This is a genomic window from Thermopirellula anaerolimosa, assembly GCF_054657335.1.
Genome location: NZ_BAAHYX010000006.1, coordinates 710,320 through 725,502, shown reverse-complemented (window position 1 = coordinate 725,502; position 15,183 = coordinate 710,320). Strand labels below are relative to the sequence as shown.

At 59.8% G+C, this 15,183-nt stretch carries 12 protein-coding genes; 7 read left to right on the top strand and 5 right to left on the bottom strand.

Annotated features, from left to right (window positions below):
• Nucleotides 1-111: 111 nt before the first annotated feature.
• Nucleotides 112-1,665: a glycosyltransferase gene (locus ACYQ6J_RS08815; protein ID WP_460183817.1), complete on the top strand. Its 1,554-nt coding sequence runs from the start codon at nucleotides 112-114 to the stop codon at nucleotides 1,663-1,665.
• Nucleotides 1,666-1,754: 89 nt separating this feature from the next.
• Here the strand turns inward: ACYQ6J_RS08815 and ACYQ6J_RS08810 are convergent, their stop codons facing one another.
• Nucleotides 1,755-2,981: a beta/alpha barrel domain-containing protein gene (locus ACYQ6J_RS08810; RefSeq protein WP_460183816.1), complete on the bottom strand. Its 1,227-nt coding sequence runs from the start codon at nucleotides 2,979-2,981 to the stop codon at nucleotides 1,755-1,757.
• A 283-nt stretch (nucleotides 2,982-3,264) separates the two neighbouring features.
• Here ACYQ6J_RS08810 and ACYQ6J_RS08805 point away from each other — a divergent pair, with 283 nt between their 5' ends.
• Nucleotides 3,265-4,089 (top strand): sugar phosphate isomerase/epimerase family protein, encoded by an 825-nt coding sequence (locus ACYQ6J_RS08805; RefSeq protein WP_460183815.1) that lies wholly within the window; start codon nucleotides 3,265-3,267, stop codon nucleotides 4,087-4,089.
• 102 nt (nucleotides 4,090-4,191) lie between these two features.
• Here ACYQ6J_RS08805 and ACYQ6J_RS08800 read toward each other — a convergent pair whose 3' ends face one another.
• The gene (locus ACYQ6J_RS08800; protein WP_460183814.1) at nucleotides 4,192-4,413 is read right to left on the bottom strand and encodes a CDGSH iron-sulfur domain-containing protein; all 222 of its coding nucleotides are present in this window, start codon (nucleotides 4,411-4,413) and stop codon (nucleotides 4,192-4,194) included.
• Between the two features lie 382 nt (nucleotides 4,414-4,795).
• On the opposite strand from ACYQ6J_RS08800, the gene ACYQ6J_RS08795 reads away from it, so the two are divergent.
• Both ACYQ6J_RS08795 and ACYQ6J_RS08790 read left to right on the top strand, forming a co-directional pair.
• The gene (locus ACYQ6J_RS08795; RefSeq protein WP_460183813.1) at nucleotides 4,796-6,598 is read left to right on the top strand and encodes a prenyltransferase/squalene oxidase repeat-containing protein; all 1,803 of its coding nucleotides are present in this window, start codon (nucleotides 4,796-4,798) and stop codon (nucleotides 6,596-6,598) included.
• A gap of 129 nt (nucleotides 6,599-6,727) precedes the next feature.
• On the top strand, nucleotides 6,728-7,720 hold the full coding sequence (locus tag ACYQ6J_RS08790; protein WP_460183812.1) for a DUF1559 family PulG-like putative transporter: 993 nt from the start codon (nucleotides 6,728-6,730) through the stop codon (nucleotides 7,718-7,720).
• Between the two features lie 190 nt (nucleotides 7,721-7,910).
• Here ACYQ6J_RS08790 and xerC read toward each other — a convergent pair whose 3' ends face one another.
• From xerC to ACYQ6J_RS08775, 3 genes are all read right to left on the bottom strand, one after another.
• Nucleotides 7,911-8,828, bottom strand: coding sequence for a tyrosine recombinase XerC (xerC, locus tag ACYQ6J_RS08785; RefSeq protein ID WP_460183811.1), 918 nt, complete (start codon nucleotides 8,826-8,828; stop codon nucleotides 7,911-7,913).
• Nucleotides 8,829-8,879: 51 nt separating this feature from the next.
• Nucleotides 8,880-9,125 carry a hypothetical protein gene (locus ACYQ6J_RS08780; RefSeq protein ID WP_460183810.1) on the bottom strand — a complete coding sequence of 82 codons (246 nt, stop codon included), beginning with the start codon at nucleotides 9,123-9,125 and terminating at the stop codon, nucleotides 8,880-8,882.
• 92 nt (nucleotides 9,126-9,217) lie between these two features.
• A complete protein-coding gene (locus ACYQ6J_RS08775) occupies nucleotides 9,218-9,994 on the bottom strand; it encodes a beta/alpha barrel domain-containing protein (protein ID WP_460183809.1) in 777 nt (258 codons plus the stop codon).
• A 611-nt stretch (nucleotides 9,995-10,605) separates the two neighbouring features.
• On the opposite strand from ACYQ6J_RS08775, the gene fliD reads away from it, so the two are divergent.
• The 3 genes from fliD to ACYQ6J_RS08760 all read left to right on the top strand — a co-directional run bounded on the left by fliD (nucleotide 10,606) and on the right by ACYQ6J_RS08760 (nucleotide 14,959).
• Nucleotides 10,606-13,368: a flagellar filament capping protein FliD gene (gene fliD, locus ACYQ6J_RS08770; RefSeq protein WP_460183808.1), complete on the top strand. Its 2,763-nt coding sequence runs from the start codon at nucleotides 10,606-10,608 to the stop codon at nucleotides 13,366-13,368.
• A 152-nt stretch (nucleotides 13,369-13,520) separates the two neighbouring features.
• A complete protein-coding gene (locus ACYQ6J_RS08765) occupies nucleotides 13,521-14,054 on the top strand; it encodes a flagellar export chaperone FliS (RefSeq protein WP_460183807.1) in 534 nt (177 codons plus the stop codon).
• A 44-nt stretch (nucleotides 14,055-14,098) separates the two neighbouring features.
• The gene (locus tag ACYQ6J_RS08760; RefSeq protein WP_460183806.1) at nucleotides 14,099-14,959 is read left to right on the top strand and encodes a menaquinone biosynthesis family protein; all 861 of its coding nucleotides are present in this window, start codon (nucleotides 14,099-14,101) and stop codon (nucleotides 14,957-14,959) included.
• Nucleotides 14,960-15,183 lie beyond the last annotated feature (224 nt).

Sequence of the window (15,183 nt, the reverse complement as noted above, 5' to 3'; positions counted from 1 at the left end):
GCGGAGGCCGGACAAGGGGCAAATCGCTATTGGAGCGTCAATCGCATCGCACTAGAATCTGGAGATTACCGGATGTTGCAATGAGAAACGATTTCTCGGGGGAAAACGTCCATGGTGGGGCGCACGGAGGCGCAAATAATAGGCGAACCGGTGGTCTTCGACTCGGAAGTCCGGTTGGGTTCCGCGGAATCAAACGCTGTTTCGAGCGAGGATGCTACCCGCGCCAGGCTTCGTCGGTTCGCGAAGCTTTCGGTCCTCATGCCGGTCTTCAACGAAGAGGCGACGGTTTCCCAAGCCATTCGCCGCGTGCTGCGTTCGCCGATCTCTCTAGCAATTGAAATCATCGCCGTCGATGACGGTTCCAGCGACGGGACCTGGGAGATTTTACAGGGCTGGGCGCAACAAGATCGTCGCGTACGCGCCGTCCGGCACCAAGCGAATCAGGGCAAAGGCGCGGCGATCCGCACTGCCATAGAACACATGACCGGCGACGTGGCGGTCATTCAGGACGCGGACCTGGAATACGATCCCGCCGACTATCCGCAACTATTGGAACCGATTCTGTCCGGCAAGGCCGACGCCGTCTTCGGATCGCGTTTCGTGGGGCACCCGCGACGCGTGCTCTATTTTTGGCACACCTTGGCGAACAAGGTGCTCACGCTGGCTGCCAACGTCATCAACGACCTCAATCTGACGGACATGGAGACCGGCTATAAGGTCATCCGTGCCGACATCCTCCGCCGCTTGCACCTTTCCTCCCGCAAGTTCACGATTGAACCCGAGTTGACCTGCCGGTTGGCTCAATTGGGGGCCAGGATCTACGAGGTCCCCATCACTTACGCCGGTCGAACCTACGCCGAAGGCAAAAAGATCGGTGCATGGGACGGAGTCCAGGCCCTGGCAGCCCTGCTGTATTACCGTTTCTGGGACACGCGGGTATCCCGCGATGATGGCCTGGCCACGCTCGAGGCCGTGAGCCGCGCCTCGACCTACAATCGCTGGATGGTGGAACAGGCGTCTCCCTTTTTGGGACGTCGACTGCTCGAGGCCGGAGCGGGCATCGGGAACCTAAGCCGCCTCTTGGCCCGTCGAGAGGCCCTGGTCTTGCTGGATCATGACCCGGAGTATGTCGAGATCTTGGAGGCCCGGTTTGCCGATCGCCATGGCGTCACCGTGCGAAAAGGCGACTTGAATGATGCAAGTTTATATGCGGCCTTGAAGCACGAGAGATTGGATTCGATTTTCTGCGCCAACGTACTTGAACACTTGCCGGACGACGAACAAGTGCTGCGGGGATTCTTCGAGGCGTTGCAACCCGGCGGACGTTGCGTGCTGGTCGTGCCGGCGGATAGCCGATTGTTCGGGTCGTTGGACCGGGCCTTGGGACACTTCCGACGCTATGACGGGAACGATCTGAAGCGCAAATTGGAAGCGGCCGGTTTTCGTGTCATTCACCAGAAGTCTTTCAACCGCGTCGGTGCCGCGGCGTGGTTTGTTTCCGGAAGGATCCTGCGACGCAGGCGTCTTTCGCCCGGCCAGATGCGGTGGTTCAATCGGCTCTGGCCGTTGTTCCGGATGTTCGACGGCTTCATGCCGACGCCCAGCCTTTCCTGGATGATCGTGGGCGAAAAACCGACGGAAGCGATCGAGCGGGCGGCAGCCTGAGGTCGCGCCAAGAAGCCGCGTGCCGTATCACTGGGCGGTGAATTCGGCTCCGCCAACTCCCGCACGAAACGGCGGGGGCGAAAGTACGCTCAGCCGAGAATCCGTTTCCAGCGTTCCAGGTTGAGCTTGGCCTTCTCGGCGGGAGTGAGACGGCTGAAGTCCGGATCGTCCGCCGGCGCTCGCCAGGTGGAAATAGTGACTCGAGAGGACGGGTCATTTGCGGTGCGGTTCTGATGCCGACTAACTGCGGTCTTTCCGCGGGCGGCGACCGCAGCGTCCGCGCGACCCGAGTACGAACTGGCGCTTACCGTTCGTTGCAAGTCCTCCTCGAGGGAACGCTGCGGCGTCAAGCCCAGCTTTCGCAGATCGCTGTGATAGGCCCGCACGGCCTCCGCCGGTTCGATCTGATCATCGGCGACCCAGCGAAGATAACGGATAAAGGTCAACTGATCTTCCGCGTGATTGATCTTGCGACCGTACAGGGCCACCCTCGCCCCGTACTTTTTGGCCTCCCAAAGCATGTGGAACGCGTCCAACGTGGTCCCGGCCGAACCGCCCAGGATGCCCACCACCACCGAGCTGTCGTAACGGACCAGCGACTCCATGGCCTCGGGACCGAAGTAGGGAATCTTAAGAAACAACGGCCTCCCGCGACTGGTGACCCCGGCGAGCGTTCGGGCAATGTGGTCGTTGACGAACCGAGCCACATCGGCGGGTGCGTTCTCTCCCGGTGCATTTGGGCTGAAGACCTCTAAGAAGTGGCGAAACCCTTTCGCCTCCGCCTCCAGGCGGAACGCACGGTAGGCTTCCAGCGTTCTGAGATCGGCTTCCGTGTCGTTGTTGAAGGTGACGGAGTACAGTCCCAAATCGGCCCCCAATGCCCGCTCCGCCGAATCGCAAGCGGCCTTTCCGCACATGATGTGGTCGATCGTTGCGGTACGAAACGGGCGCGAAGGTTGGCGATCGTATTGCCCCAGGCCGCCGCCCGCCAGCCAGATGTCGGTCGTATCGTTGGCGCGAACGGCGGGCGTGACGCGAGAACCGTCGAAAATACGCTCCCGAATCGTGAGCACCTCATTCGTGCTCGCGCTCATCAGCATGATATCCACCAGCCCTTGCGCGACGATTTCGCGTATGATCTGACGATACTCGTCCAACGTGCGAAATCGGGCCTCGCCTGCGTGATGCTCGGGGCTTTTTCCCGGCGCCGAAAGCCCGAAGGCCATGTCGGCATCCTTGGCGTCGGCCAAAATGAAATCACGACACGAGCGATCGGCGCGAATGCGGGCCAGCTTTTCGTCAAGGGTTTTCAACATCGGAAGCTCTCCGCGGAAGGCAACTTTTATCAAGTATAGTCTACCCATTTTAGCGAAAGCATGCCGACCGGTTCATGATCGGCTTCTCGCTTGCGACCCCGCGGAACCGCTCAGCGGACCCGCAAACCTTGTTTCCGGCTGCGCGGAACCTTATACTGCCGCCAAACTGAGAGTCCATCAAAGGGGTGTCGTCGAAACTCGGGGACCGTTGGGAGCGTCTTGTCGGCGGGGGCGTTCCTTTCCGGGTCCGGTGCTGGTTTACCGCGGGCTAGGAGTCTCGATCATGGGAAAAGTATCCATCGGCGTTAACATGGAATTCGTTCGCCATGCGGACAAGTCTTTCGAATGGGGTGTCGAGAAGGCGGCGGAATTGGGCTACGAGTACGTAGAGCCTATGGTCCATTGGGGACGGGAATTATTGTCCGAGGCCGGTTATTTCCACAGCGTCTCCATGTTGGACGATCCCTTCCGGATCCGACGCGCTTGCGAAAAGGCCGGCGTCAAACTCTCCGGCCTCTCCGCTCATTGCCCTTTAGGCAAGCCTGAGATCAGCGTGGAATATCTGAAACAGGCCGTTCGCTATGCCGCCGAGTGCGGGGCACCCGTCGTGAACACGGATGAGGGGCCGAAGGCGAGTTGGACGACGGAAGACCACGATTTCGCCCTCATGCACTACACGTTGCAAGAGGTCGCGTTCGTGGCGGAGCAGCGTGGCATTCTCATCGGCCTGGAGCCTCATCAGCAGTATAGCAAGCACCCCGACGGATTGGACCGAATCTGGAGCCTGGTGCGATCCCCCGTCATCGGAATCAACTTCGACACGGGGAACTCCTACCTGGCCGGCGAAGATGAAATCGCTTGGCTGGAACGCGTTCTCGAACGGTTGGTCCACCTCCACGCCAAAGACATTTCGATCGCCCAGTCCGAGCAAGAACGCGGCAAAGTCACCGGCACGCCCGTGGGATGTGCCTGCGGCGATGGAGTGATCGACTGGGCCAAGGTCATCGAACTTTGCCGCAAAGCCCCGCGCGACATCGTCCTCAGCGTGGAATGCGGCACGATCGATCAGGCCGAACGTAGCATTCGCCACCTGCGAGCGCTTTTATAGAACGCCCCGGGCGCGAACGCTACGGGACCGGTTTCGAAAAACCGGCAAGTCCGTAGCTTCACTCGGTCGAAAAGAATCGCCGGTCAAAATGCCGACCGGACTTCACGCCGTCTCCGGGGCGTGATCGTCGGCCTGAAACTCGCACGTGCGGTGCGAACCGTCGCAAAAAGGCCGGTTTTGAGACGCCCCGCAACGACACAGGCCGATCGGTTTGCCGGGCGTGACGGGGTAAGGTTTGCCGTCGGCATCCACGAGTTCGAAGAAGCCTTGGACCACCAGCGGACCGTTTGGACGTACCACGATCTGAGTTTTCGATTCCGACATTTTTCGATTCCTCCGTCGCATCCCGTGTTCGTTTGCAAGAATGTGCTGTGATTCGCCTCGATTCGCGACGTTGTACACAAGGCAATGGATTGAGAGATTTTATGTCGGCCGTCAAGTCGCAGCCAAACCCTGTGCCGCGAATCGCGTCCGCCGGAGTCAAAAGGCTGTACGGAGTGCCCCGCGTTGATTTAGAATAGAATCGACACCCGTTCGACCACGCACTGTCGATGATTCGGCGGGAGTGATTACGTTCGCGCCCACCGTCGAGGTCGGCGAAGTCGGGCCGGTCGGGAGTGTCCGAGGATCGCACGCTCAGGCAGCGGTCCACGTCGGTGAGGCTCGTCCATCGGAATAGAGAATTGCGGCTTTTGGAGAGTGTTCGATGTCTCAAGTGCCTCCAGCACCGAACGCAGGCAATAGGGACGAAGAAAAGGCAGGCGACGCTGCCGCCCGACCAACCGAAACCGGATCCGTAGGCGGCGCGGCAGGCGGCGAGGCTTCGGCCGATTTCCCGAAACAGGGGACGCCTCCGTCCGAAAATCCGCCGAATCCGGCGAAAGGCGCGACGGGGGACGCCAAGGCTCCGACGCTAGCCAAGGCGAAGGCGGTTGCCGCAGCCAAGGTCAAGACGCCTGCAAAGAAAGAGGCCGACCGTGTCAAGGCTGATCAACGCTCCGCAACCGCGTCGCCGGACGGCGTCGTCATTGAAGAGGCCCCTCCCAAGAGTCGGTTTCGTTACCTGTTGAGTGAAATCCTCCATTGGACGCCCAGTTGGTTCGTCAGCATGGTCGTCCACGCGGCGGCGTTGCTGATCATGGCGATGATTACCATTCCCGCACCGCGGGAAAGCACGGCCCAGCAACTGGTTGTGGCCCCCGGAGAAAATGATGTGGTGGAGGAGGTCGAGGATTTGCTCCAAGACGCGCCTCAAGACATCAATTTGGAAACCGACCTTTCCCCGATCGAAGTAGCCTCGAACGTGGACTCGTCGCAAGACGTGTCGGCCTTCAATGATGCCACGGCGGCAACGGCGGTGGTGGAACTCAGCCCCATCGGCCTGGAACACGCCAATCAGTCCGATTTGATGGCGGCGGTGGGGGCGCTGTCCGGCAACGATATGTCGGGACGCGGTTCGGGTAAGGCCCGACTGGTGGCCACGGCAGGTGGAAGCGCGGGGAGTGAGCGGGCGGTGGCGCTGGCCTTGAAGTGGTTGGCCGACCACCAGATGCCCGACGGCGGGTGGAGCTTCGACCACACCAAAGCGGGCGGTTGTAACGGGCAGTGCCGCAATCCGGGCAGTTTGGCCGATGCGAGAAGCGGCGCTACCGCCATGGCTCTGCTGCCGTTTCTGGGCGCGGGCCAAACCCATCGCGAAGGGGAATATTCCAAGAGCGTCCGCGCAGGGCTGTACTACCTGATCACGAATCGAATGAAGGTCTCTCCCGAGGGCGGAAGTTTTTACGAGAACGGCGGCAGCATGTACTCGCACGGCCTGGCGGCGATTTGTTTGACCGAAGCCTACGCCATGACGCGGGACAAAGTATTGCGCGCCCCTGCGCAAGAGGCTCTGAATTTCATTGTCTCGGCCCAAGACCCGGTCGGCGGCGGGTGGCGATATCAACCGCGGCAGAAAGGCGACACCTCCGTGGTGGGGTGGCAACTCATGGCTCTGAAGAGCGGTTTCATGGGTTACCTGCAAATCCCGCCTGTTACGATTCAAAAGGCGACGCGCTTCTTGGATTCCGTGCAAAGCAACGAAGGGGCCAATTACGGCTATACGGACCCTGGGGCCGGTCCCGCCACGACCGCGGTGGGATTGCTCTGCCGCATGTACATGGGCTGGGATAAGGACAATCCCGCTCTCCAGCGCGGCGTCAAATGGCTCAGCGAGCGCGGCCCCTCCAAGACCGATATGTACTACAATTACTATGCTACGCAGGTCTTGCGACACTGGGAGGGCGAGGAATGGAAAAAGTGGAACTCGGAGATGCGAGATTTCCTCGTCAATTCCCAGGCCAAAGCGGGGCATGAGACGGGAAGCTGGTTTTTCGCAGACGGCCACAAGACGGATCGGGGCGGGAGGTTGTACTGTACCGCACTGGCCTGCATGATCTTGGAAGTCTACTATCGCCATCTGCCGCTGTATCGAAAGCAGACCACGGAAGAAAGCTTCCCGCTCGATTGAGCCGCGGCTAGGGCCTACGCGCGAACACGATTTTTCGACAAATTCGCGAAAAAGGTCTGGAAATCCGCGGCGTGGTGTGTGAAAATAATATTGGGCAAGGTGCCGGCTTTCTAATCCTGGAGGAGTCCCATGATCCGCGGACTTGCGCGCAGAAGAGGGTTCACGCTCGTCGAATTGCTTGTCGTCATTACCATCATCGGGATGTTGGTGGCCTTGCTCCTGCCTGCCGTACAGGCAGCCCGCGAAGCGGGGCGGCGGGCACAGTGCTTGAACAACCAAAAGCAGTTGGCCTTGGCGCTTCAGAACTACGAGTCATCGCGGCGGGAGTTTCCGGGCTATCGCTTCATCGTGGATCCGGACGAGAACAACGACGGAACCCCGGACGATCCGATTGTTGGGACATGGATGGTCAGCTTGTTCCCGTACTTGGAACGTGCCGACTTGGAAAGAATTTGGAAAGACGAGAGCGTCTCGTGGTTAAATAAGCCGGTCGTGGAATTGAAGTTCCTGTCGTGTCCCAGCGATCCTCGTCGCGACCACCCGGCGATGTGTGCCTACGCCGGTAACTGCGGCGTCCCGGATCCCGATCAGGCAGCGGGCATCACGGGCTATCCCGGCGAAGGGCTCGAGCATGGCGTTTTCTTCGATCACGCGGCACCGATCGGCGGCAAGAAGGCCATGTCCTTGGATTACCTGAGTCGCCACGATGGTTCCACGAACACGCTTTTGATTTCTGAGAACATCCAAGCAACCTTGTGGAAACCCGAGGATTCCTCCGGCGCGCCGCGCTGGCCGAATGAGCGCGATCTGGGAATGGTTTGGGACGTTACGCCAGGCCCTTGCGATCCGACGGATCAGCGTCCCGCGAAAATCAACCAATGTATTAGCGCGCCTCGCGACCTCCTTGCTCCGGTCGTCAACACCGCACGACCGTCGAGTCGGCACCCCGGCATGGTGGTAGCTTTCTACTGCGACGGGCACGGAGATTACCTGCGAGATGATATCGACTGGCTGGTGTACAAGCACCTGATGACGCCGGATGGTTATCTCGCCGGGCGAGCGGGCGGTCCGACACCGGATCCGGAATTGCGAGCCGGCATCTTCGACGAAGGCAAGAAATAAGCCGCGTTCGTTTTCTCTGCTTGTTCCCGTTCGATTCGATCAGTTCAAACGAACCGGAACCAACGAGCCGAGCCATCCACGGGGCCGGGCGCAAGTTTGCCCGGCCCTTTCGTGCGCCGCGATACTTTTTTCGTAACCGCTTCGGCAGCGCCGGCGCGGGGGGGATGGCCTGTCCAATCTCGGTCGCCGACTATTTTGCCCGGGGATGGGCCTTTTCGTAAACGGCCCGCAATCCCGCCGTGCTGACGTGCGTATAGATTTGCGTGGTCACCAGACTCTTGTGGCCCAAGAGCTCCTGCACGCTGCGAATATCCGCCCCGCGATCCAAAAGATGCGTGGCGAAACTGTGCCGCAGCGTATGGGGAGTGGTCCGACGATCGAGTCCGGTTTGCCGGAGGTATTTTGCCAGCATGCGGGCCACGCTCCGCGTCGTCAGTCGCCGACCGAATCGATTGACGAACACGGGCCGATCCGTACTCTCCGTAAGACTGGGATGCAAACGCCGGGCTATTAGCCAGTGACGTACCGCACGTGCGGCATACGACCCCAACGGGGCCAGTCGTTCTCGTTTGCCTTTTCCGCGGACTCGGACGATTCCTTCGTTCAGATCCAGATCAGCGTCGTTTAGCCCTACCGTCTCGCTGATTCGAAGTCCCGCGGAATACATCGTTTCCAGGATGGCACGATCGCGGAGACCCATGCGATGGGTGGCCGGGGGGGCCTGCAATAACCGCCCGACCTCCTCGGTGGAAAGGACGTGCGGCAAATTGCGAGGCTTTCGGGGGTTACGGAGAGGCTTGGCGGGATTGTCGTTGACCCAACCCTCGCGCATCCCGAAGCGGAAAAAACTGCGAAGCGAGGCCAACCGCCGCGCGATCGTACCTGCCGCATAATCGGCCTCGTGCATCGCGGCGACGTATCCGCGAAGATCGCCGACCGTAATGCGGTCGGGCGACACCGGTCCGCCCGCATCGTTCAAGTACTCCAACAGGGCCGTCAAATCCTCGCGGTAACTCTTGATCGTCAGCGGCGAGGCGTCCCGCTCCGCGGCGAGATATCGCAAGAAGCGAGCAACGGCGGAAGCGAAATCGGGCGTTGCGACGGACATGGATGGGTTGGAGTCGGACCTCAAGGTCAACTATTCGGCTCGCGGTCCCCTTCAGAGTGCGTCATCCGGGTCGGTTACCTGAGACATCTTGAATCGCGAGGCGAGGGCGCGGCGGCGGGCCTCCTGCCGGACCTTTTGGCTCAGCACGGCGGCGTCGTACCACGAGAAACTCAGCTCCGGGTTCGACGCAAAACGGCCCAAAGTCCGCAACATTTCGGCCCGGCTATCGTCGTCGAAGAGAAAGATGTATCGCTCCTCGCCTTTGATCAAGGCAACGACGTTGATTTCGCGACCCACGGTACGGCGTCTCCTATCATAGAAGCTCGTGACGGTGGTAACCCGCCTGTGGCTCGATTCGGTAACCTTCCCAGTTCGCCCGCTTTTCTCTGTTATCGGATTTTCTCCTGCCTCCAAACCACTTGACTTTTTCCTGCGCCTCCTCGTGCCGTCAACATTTCCCAAATGTGCATCCGACAGCAAAAGCGGACAAAGTCATCGCTTCTTTCTAGATAGGTCTGCCACCCCCCAAACCGAGCGTCATTGCGTTGATTTGCATAGCTTTGAAGGGCCGCCGTAAAATCACCGTCGTCTCCCATGAAGACTCGCGTGTGGACGAGGATCGGTTCGTTCGACGGGATCAATTCCGGGCGCGTCGGTTGCGGCGGAGGTGGTATCAATCCCCGCGGGTCCGGCCAAGAATCGGGCATACCGGCGTTCGTCTCCGACGATCCGCCTTCAGTTTTGGGTAGGGGCGAAGAACTCATGTCCCCTATATTGGCATGTAAAACATCACCGAAAGCAGGGGTTTGCGTCTTCATTTGTTCCCGGGCATAAGCAAGACGTGATTCCAATATGAGCCGCTCGGGAATGTTTTTCTCCTCGTCGGTTCCCCAAGGTAATCCGTAGCCCGGCGGAACCGGGTGAAATCCGGGATTCGCGGCGTACCATTCCACCTGAAGGCCGATCCTCGGTGGGTAGTACGGCGAATATTCCGTTATTGCTCCCACGACAACTGCGTCGGCCCCCAACATTTCCGCCAAGCGACGCGCGTCCTCGGGTCGGTTCAGCGCCAAACGGGACTCCACCATGGCCCTTTCCGCCACTCCGACCGGGATCACTTCGAAACCGGGGACCTCCTGCAATTCGTTGTAGTAAGCGATGGCCACCTTGCGACCGTCCAGCGTCGGTTCGGCACTCAAGTTAAAAAAGGGGAGTACGGCAACCTTGTGAATCTGAGGAAAAGGATTGTGTACGGTCGGAATCTCAGTGCGACTCGGAACGAGAGAGCACCCGACTAATGCGATCGAAAGGATCGCCGTGCAAGTTGCGACGAATGCCGAGGGCCGGCCTGCGGCGCATCCCGGGGGGGCGGCGCGACAAACGGCGCTATCGAATCCGCCTGGAATCTTTCGAAAAAGTCCGCTTTCCATCGGCAGGACGTGCTTCCCTCGGCTCAGTGCATCACCAACACCTAGTTGCGTTGGTTTTAGGCAACGGCTTGGCCGCAACCCGATTCGGCTGGCAGTAATTATCGGCACAATTTAACCAGAATCTCCAATCGTCTTTTTCGGAAAATTCACGCATCGGTGCCAAAGGCACGGTTTTTCGACAGTTATGAACTTGGCTCTTAAGGGGGGTGTCAAACGCACCCTCGTCCCACATGCTAGGGTTTAGCGGGAGGGATACGGCTTCGGTTCACCCGGCGGGCCGAATCCGTCGATAAAGGATTTGGCAGACTCTATCGTTTGCGAATCATTTTCGTTGCGAGGACTTGAACATGGGGAGGATTCAAAGCAGCATCGGGCTGATCAGCGGCGTTCCCATTGGGGACACCGTGGACAAGCTCATGAAGCTGGAGTCTCGGCCTCGCGACAATTTGGACGCGGCGACGAAAAAGATCGACCAGGAACGGGCCGCCATCACGGAGTTGTCGGCGCTGGTCATCGCGACCCAATACGTCGTCAAGAACCTGGGCAAGCCCGCCGTCTACGACAAACGACTCGCCACCAGCAGCAACGATTCCTCCCTGTCGGCTACCATTACGGGCACGCCGCCGATAGGCTCCTACCTATTCACACCGGTTCGCACGGCCCAAAGCGAGCAGTGGTTGGCCTCCGGCGTCGAATCGAGCACGGCGGCGCTGGGCGGCGGGGCGATCGCATTTCGTTTCGGATCCGATCTGGCCCGCAGTACCCCGCTGGACCAACTCCGGGGCGGCGCGGGCTTCGAACGCGGGGTCATTCGCATCACTGATCGCAGCGGATCATCGGCCGACATTGACTTGACCACCGTACAAACGCTGGAGGACGTGCTGGCGGCCATCAACGGCAATACCCGCATAAGCGTACAGGCCGAAGCGGTGGGCGATCACATCCGCCTTACCGATCGCACCGGTATGAGCGTGACGAACCTGAGGGTGCAGGAGATTGGCGGCGGTTCCACCGCGGCCTCGCTCGGATTGGCGGGAATCGACGTCGCCGCCTCGTCCGCCGACGGGAATTCCATTGTTTTCGTCACCGGAGACACCCATCTATCGCAACTTAACGACGGGATGGGCGTCGGCTTTCACTATTCCCTGCCTGAGATTTCATTCCAATTGCGCGACGGCACCACGGGCGTGATCGACTTCAACGCTCTAATCCCCGGCGGAAGCGAACATCAACAGCAACGCACGCTGGCGGACGTGGTGCAGACCATCAATCAAGCTTCGCCCGACAAACTGCGGGCCGAGATCTCGGCCGACGGCAAGCGTTTGGTCGTGACCGACCTGACTTCCGGCACGGAACAATTTCAGTTGTCGTCCCTCTATGGGACCTCGACTCTGCAAGACTTGGGACTGGATACCACGGCGGCGGACGGCGTCATTACGGGGCGCAGCTTGGTCGGCGGATTGCAGTCGGTCCTGCTCTCCAGCCTCAACGGGGGCCGAGGTTGGGGAAACCTCGGATCGATTACCATCACGGACCGGGGCGGCGCCGAAGCCGTCGTCGATCTTTCCTCCGCGGAGACCGTCGAAGACGTCCTCACGGCCATCAACTCGGCGGGAATCGGCGTGACCGCGTCGCTGAACCGTGCCAAGACGGGACTCTTGATTCAGGATACGACTTCCGGAAGCGGAAATTTGAAAATCGCCGACGCGGACGCGACGCAAACGGCGCAGAAGCTTGGGATTGCCGTCGATGCCGCCGTCGCTGAGGTCAACAGCGGCGACCTGCATCTGCAATCCGTCTCGTTAAGCACTCAGTTGAGTGAGTTCAACGGCGGAAAGGGTGTTGCACGGGGAAAATTCACCGTCACGGACAGCAGAGGCGCTCGCACGACGGTCGATCTGACAAGCGACGACGTTCAGACGATCGGCGACGTGATCCGCAAGATCAACGGAGGGGCGGCCCAAGTTTATGCTGAAATCAACGAACAGGGCGACGGCATTTGGATTCGCGATACGGCGGGCGGCGCCGGAAAACCTTCGGTTAGCGAAGGCACTTCCACGACCGCCAAGGACTTGAACCTGCTGGCCGCGCCGGTCGAAAAAACGATCGACTCGACCACATACTGGGTGATCGACGGTTCGACCACGCGGCAAATCGAACTTTCTGCGGAAGATTCCCTCGATGACTTGACGCAGAAGATCAACGACCTGAACGCCGGTCTGCGGGCGACTGTGCTGTTCGACGGGTCCTCGCGCCCTTATCGCCTCAATCTTACCGGCGAAGGGCTGGGCGCCTTGGGGCGCATGGTCATCGACGCCTCCGAGTTGGGGCTCGACCTCAATCGCATCGCCGAAGCCCGAGACGCCCAGTTGGCGGTCGGTTCCCTGCAAGTCACCGGTACTCTCATCGTCTCATCGCACACGAACTCTTTTTCGGGTGTGGTTCCGGGACTCACACTGGATGTCAAGCAGGCCTCCGCGACTCCCGTCATGATCAGCGTGCAAAATACGGATGCAGACTTGACGGCCAGCGTCCAGGCGTTCGTGGACAACTACAACAAATACTACAAACGCCTCCAGGAACTTACGAAATACGATGTCGATACCGACACCAAACAGATATTGACGGGCGACGCCACGGTCTTGCGATTGGAAAGCGATCTCACCCGCCTCCTGAGCGGGCGTTTTTCGGGCGTCGGTGATATTCGATCTTTGGGAGAACTCGGTATCGGATTCAAGGACGATGGCACGCTGGAGTTCGACTCCGCGAAACTGAAGGACAAATTCGCGGAAAGCCCGGATGCCGTCAAACGGTTTTTCACGGACTCCGATCAAGGTTTCGCCGCCAAGTTCGACAAGCTACTGGAGGCATTGACGGGGAAAGATGTATCGCTGATGGCACAGCGATTCATCTCGCTCTCGCGAAAATACGAAGAAAATACGCAAAAGCTGGAATGGTGGGATGCCAAACTGGAAAGGCGGCGGGAACAGCTTCTGCTGTATTTCTACCGCATGGAAACCGCCATCGCGAAGCTTCAGGGACAAATGAACGTGCTGTCGGCCATCAAGCCGCTGGACATGAGCTTCTTGTCCCAATCCAACAATTCGTGAGCTTTGCGACGAGACGTCGTTTCCCAAGAACTCCCGGCGGATGCCGCAGGTAAGTACCAAAGGATCGCCGCTTCGGCAGGATTCCGTGATTGCGCACACGGAACACCGTCGGGCGACGTCGAAACCCATTCTCGCAACGTCGGACCGCTCCCATGCAACCATCCTATGGTGATCGATACCTGGAATCGGAGGTGCTGACGGCCTCCCCGCAGCGATTGCATCTTCTGTTGATCGAAGCCGCCATCCGGTACATCGAGCGAACACGCACGGCTTGGCAGCGACAAGATCATGACGCGGCCTTCGAGGCGATCACCAAGGCACAGCAAATCGTGGCGGAAATGTTGGCCGCCATGAAAATGGATGCCGCACCGAACCTGGTGAAACAAGTTGCCGCCATTTACACGTTCGTGTATCGAACCCTGGTGGAAGCGGGCTTGAAGCTGGACGAAAAGTTGCTGGACGATGCGCTACGCGTCTTACACATCGAGCGCGAGACCTGGTTGGAGGTCTGCCGCAAACTGGGTACATCCGGCGGCGTGGACGAGGCAGCCTTGTCCGCGACGGATGTGCCGGTCGACGATTCCGCTAGCCAACCCGCCGCTCCGGCGCCCCCTCGCTACTTGACAAACGCCTCCCCGAGCGACTATCCCATGGAGGATGCCGCCGGTCTTTCCTGGGAGGCGTAGGTACGTCCCCGCGCCGCGCGGCGCGCTCGCGCGGAGTTTCGCGGATGGCCGATACCTCGTTCTTGATCCGAGTGGGACACAGCCCGGATCCTGATGACGCTTTCATGTTCTACGCCCTGGCCAAGAACAAGATTCCCACGGGGCGCTATCGGTTCGTTCACGAGTTGGTCGATATCGAGACGCTGAATCACCGCGCTTTTGCGGGCGAATTGGAACTGACGGCCGTCAGCATCCACGCCTACGCTCATCTGTCGGATCGCTACATTCTGTGCAATTGCGGGGCCAGCATGGGCGACAACTACGGTCCGATGGTGGTCGCAAGAGAAGACTCTCCACCGCCGGACCTGGTGCGATCGACGATTGCCGTTCCGGGTCGCCTGACCAGCGCTTTCCTCGCCCTTCGCCTATATTTGAATCGCGAATTCGATCACGTCATCGTGCCGTTCGATGAAATCCCCCGTGCGGTAGTCCAGGGGCGTTACGGCGATCGTTCCGTAGATGCGGGCCTTCTCATTCACGAGGGACAACTGACCTACGCCCAAAGCGGCTTGCGACTGATCGTCGATTTGGGGCGATGGTGGACGGACGAGACCGGCTTGCCGTTACCGTTGGGAGCGAACGCGGTCCGTAAGGATTTGGGACCGGAAGTGGCGCGCGACGTGGATCGCATTCTCTTGGAAAGCATCCGTTACGGGCTTCAACATCGCGAAGAAGCTCTCGCATATGCTCAGCAATACGGGCGCGATTTGGATACCGCATTGGCGGATCGATTCGTGGGAATGTACGTCAACGATTGGACGCTGGATTTCGGTCCGCGGGGGCGAACGGCCATCGCGGAGTTTTTGCGTCGCGGCTTCGAATGCGGCGCCGTCCCCCGGGCTGTGACGCCTGAATTCATAACCTGAATCCGAAACGCCCCCGCGGCGGCACCCTTTCGTCGAATTGAAGAATTCCTCGGCCTTCTATTTTGCGCCTCGATGGTGCGCCGTGCCGTTTGAAGTGCGACAAGCCCGCGTCACGCGGCACGACATCCTCAACTGCCGCCGCAGGGTGGGTTGATGCATTTCCCTAGGACGACGCCCAACGGTGCCGGGATCGCCTCAAGGGAAAGGTAGACTGGGACGTTTCT